Source organism: Desulfofundulus sp. (assembly GCF_049701015.1).
In the GTDB taxonomy this organism is placed as follows: domain Bacteria; phylum Bacillota; class Desulfotomaculia; order Desulfotomaculales; family Desulfovirgulaceae; genus Desulfofundulus.
This window is the reverse complement of sequence record NZ_JBNATZ010000250.1, coordinates 1-3586: the sequence shown is the minus strand read 5'-3', so window position 1 is coordinate 3586 and position 3586 is coordinate 1. Positions and strand designations below refer to the sequence as shown.

Annotated in this window: 4 protein-coding genes; 3 read left to right on the top strand and 1 reads right to left on the bottom strand. The window is 58.7% G+C overall.

Features of this window, described 5'->3' with window-relative positions; genetic code table 11:
- The 3 genes from ACPLUI_RS12585 to larC form a co-directional block, all read left to right on the top strand.
- On the top strand, nucleotides 1-1440 hold a 1440-nt coding region (locus tag ACPLUI_RS12585), incomplete at its 5' end, for a molybdopterin biosynthesis protein (protein WP_424660603.1).
- A 48-nt stretch (nucleotides 1441-1488) separates the two neighbouring features.
- Nucleotides 1489-2250, top strand: a complete 762-nt coding sequence (gene larB / locus ACPLUI_RS12580; RefSeq protein WP_424660602.1) for a nickel pincer cofactor biosynthesis protein LarB — start codon at nucleotides 1489-1491, stop codon at nucleotides 2248-2250.
- Nucleotides 2247-2975, top strand: a complete 729-nt coding sequence (gene larC / locus ACPLUI_RS12575) for a nickel pincer cofactor biosynthesis protein LarC (protein WP_424660601.1) — start codon at nucleotides 2247-2249, stop codon at nucleotides 2973-2975. The genes larB and larC overlap by 4 nt, the downstream gene beginning before the upstream one ends.
- A 66-nt stretch (nucleotides 2976-3041) precedes the next feature.
- On the opposite strand, the gene ACPLUI_RS12570 is transcribed toward larC, so the two are convergent.
- On the bottom strand, nucleotides 3042-3586 hold a 545-nt coding region (locus tag ACPLUI_RS12570), incomplete at its 5' end, for an ABC transporter ATP-binding protein (protein WP_424660600.1).

Here is a 3586-nt window from a genome sequence, read left to right as displayed (position 1 = left end):
CTGGCGGGTGGGATAACGGAAATCTCCGTCCAACCCCGGCCCCGGGTGGCCATTTTGCCTACCGGTACCGAACTGGTGGAGCCGGGGCATCCGCTCAGACCCGGCGATATTATCGACTACAACAGCCGGGTGCTGGCAGGCCTGGTAACCGAATGGGGAGGGATTCCGGTACGCAAAAAGATTACTGCCGATGATTTTGAGGCCCTGCGCCAATCCCTGCTTGAAGCCCTGCAGGAATCCGATATGGTCCTCATCAATGCCGGTTCCTCGGCCGGCAGTGAGGATTACACGGCGGAAGTAATCAGAAGCCTGGGCCGGGTGCTGGTGCACGGGGTGGCCACCAGGCCGGGGAAACCAGTGATCCTGGGGGAAGTGGACGGGCGGCCGGTGATCGGAGTCCCCGGTTACCCCGTGTCGGCCTACCTGTGTGCCGAGCTCTTTGTTAAACCGGTCATATACAAAAAGCTTGGTTCCGTCCCGCCAGCCCGCCCGAAAATTGAAGCTACCGTTTCCCGCAAGCTGGTCTCTTCCCTGGGAGTGGAGGAATTTGTACGGGTCAAACTGGGACAGGTGGGGGACAAGATCATTGCCACACCCATTTCCCGGGGAGCGGGCATCATCATGTCCCTGCTCCGGGCTGACGGCATTGTGCGGGTACCCCGGCTTTCCGAGGGTTACGGTGCGGGCCAGATGGTTCAGGTTGAGCTCCTGCGTCCTCTCGAGGAGATCAGAGAGACCACCGTGATCATCGGCAGTCACGATATCGCCCTGGACGTCCTGGCCAATTACCTGCGGCGCTTTTACCCCCAGGCCAGCCTGTCCAGCGCCCATGTGGGGAGCCTGGCTGGCTTGAACGCCTTGAAAAGGGGAGAAGCCCACTGTGCCGGTACGCATCTTTTAGATGAGGAAACGGGAGAGTACAACGTTTCCTATATCCAGCGGCTGATGCCGGACAGGGGAGTGGTGCTGGTCAACCTGGTCTACCGGGAGCAGGGGCTGATTGTGGCCCGAGGCAATCCCAAAGGGATCAGGGGGCTGGAGGATCTGGTCCGGCCCGATGTCACTTTTGTAAACAGGCAGCGGGGTGCGGGCACCCGGGTATTACTGGATTACCACTTAAAACAGCTCGGGATCAGCCCGGACCAGATAAACGGTTACGAGAGGGAGGAGTATACCCACATGGCCGTGGCGGCAGCCGTGGCCGGCGGCGTGGACGCGGGCCTGGGCATCCGGGCCGCCGCCCGGGCCCTGGGGCTCGATTTCATCCCCCTGGCCGAAGAACGCTATGACCTCTGCATCCCCCGGGATTACTGGGATACCCCCTACATCCAGCGTTTGTTGACCGTGATGAGCCAGCCGGACTTCCGGAAAGAGGTGGAGGCGCTGGGAGGCTACGACCTGCGGGACTGTGGCAAGGTCATGTGGGAACAGAAGACATAATTCATGCAGACATCCATATTTGCCATGTGCTATTAAGGGAGAGGCATCATGACTAAGGATGAATTACGTCTATTACTGGAGGATGTGCGAAGCGGCCGCCTGGAAGTGGATGCGGCTTTAGACAGGCTCAAGACCCTGCCCTACGAAGACCTCGGGTTTGCCAAGCTGGATCACCACCGGGCCCTGCGCAAAGGATTCCCGGAAGTGGTTTTCTGCCAGGGCAAAACCACGGATCAAGTAGTGGAGATTATGGAAAGACTCTGCAGAAACAACCGGACCGTCCTGGCCACCCGGGCCGGCCGGGAGGTTTACGAAGCGGTACGGGCCGTTTTAAGCGACGCCGTTTATTCGGAACTGGCGCGTACTATTGTGGTGTACCGCGGGGAGCGCCCGCAACCAAAGGGTAAAGTGCTGGTGATGTCTGCGGGAACCGCCGATCTCCCGGTGGCCGAGGAAGCCGCCGTGACCGCCGAAGTAATGGGGAACCATGTACGCCGCTGCTACGACGTAGGAGTGGCGGGCCTCCATCGCCTGCTGGACAAGCTGGAGATGATAAAGTGGGCGCAGGTCATCATAGTGGTGGCGGGGATGGAGGGTGCCCTGGCCAGCGTGGTGGCCGGGCTGGCGGAGCAGCCGGTTATTGCCGTGCCCACAAGCATCGGTTACGGGGCCAGTTTTCGCGGTCTGGCCGCCCTTCTCACCATGTTGAACAGTTGCGCTTCCGGTATTGGTGTGGTAAATATCGATAACGGTTTTGGTGCCGCCGCCCTGGCCAGCACCATAACCCGTATGATAGTGGGGTCGGAATGATGAGAGTGGCGTACTTTGATTGTTTTTCCGGTATCAGCGGTGATATGTGCCTGGGTGCCTTGATTGACGCGGGAGTGGATTTCGAACGACTGGCAGGGGAATTAAAAAAGCTGCCGGTGGAAGGTTACCGGCTGCGCCTGGAAAAAGTAAAGCAGGGCGGTATATCGGCTATTAACTTTTTTGTAGAGCTGGATGACCAGGACCAGCCGGAAAGGCACTTGATGGATATTGAGGAAATTATTGACCGGAGCTCCCTGCCCGAAGAGGTGAAAGAGAAAAGCAAAAGGGTATTTCACTGCCTGGCGCGGGCTGAAGCCAGGGTGCACGATACAACTCCCGAGCACATTCATTTTCACGAGGTTGGTGCGGTAGATGCCATCATCGACGTGGTGGGTACCGTCCTCGGGCTGCACCTGCTCGGTGTGGAAAAGGTTATCGTCTCACCCCTGCCCGTGGGAAGGGGCTTTATTCAGTGCATGCACGGTCTGATTCCATCCCCTGCCCCGGCCACACTGGAAATCCTTTCTGAAAAGAAAGTGCCTGTTTACGGGGCCGGCGTTGAAGGCGAACTTGTGACGCCTACGGGGGCCGCCCTGGCAGCCACCCTGGGCGACGCCTTCGGGGAAGTGCCTCCCATTACCGTTACCCGGGTTGGTTACGGGGCCGGGAAGAAAAACTTTGAACACCCCAACCTGCTGCGCGTGATCATCGGAGAGATTCTGTGAAAAGGGTCCTTATCTGGCAAGTGTTCCGAACGGTTCGGTGGTGTGACCGGTAGGGGTTCGGTATGCTCACCCTGCCGCGTCGCTTTCAAAAACCCGGTAAAGGGAAGTAAGGTAGTGTTCCCGCCGGGGTTTTACTTTGAATATTTCCTCGAAGGTGCCTTTTTTAACCAGCCGGCCGTTTTTGAGTACGGCTACCCGGTCGGTGAGGTAGGGCACCTCCGAAAAATCATGCGTAACAAAAATAGCAGCAATCCCCGTATTTTTTAAAAGCCTGTCCAGTTCATTGAGCAGCGATAAGCGTGTGGGGAAGTCCAGGGCGGAAAAGGGTTCGTCCAGGAACAAGACGTCAGGCTCCAGGGCAAAGGCCCTGGCCAGGCTGACCCTCTGGGCTTCTCCCCCCGACAGCTGGTGGGAACGGCGTCCGGCCAGGTGGGCGATGCCCAGCAGTTCGAGCCACCGGTCCACCCTTTTCTTTATTTCCCCCTGGGGGATTCCCCGCAGCTTCAATCCTGTGGCCACATTCTCATAAACCGTGGTCTTTAAAAGGAGCGGCTCCTGGAACACCACAGCCATGCGCCGGCGAATGGCCAGGGCACTTCGTGGGGTTGATG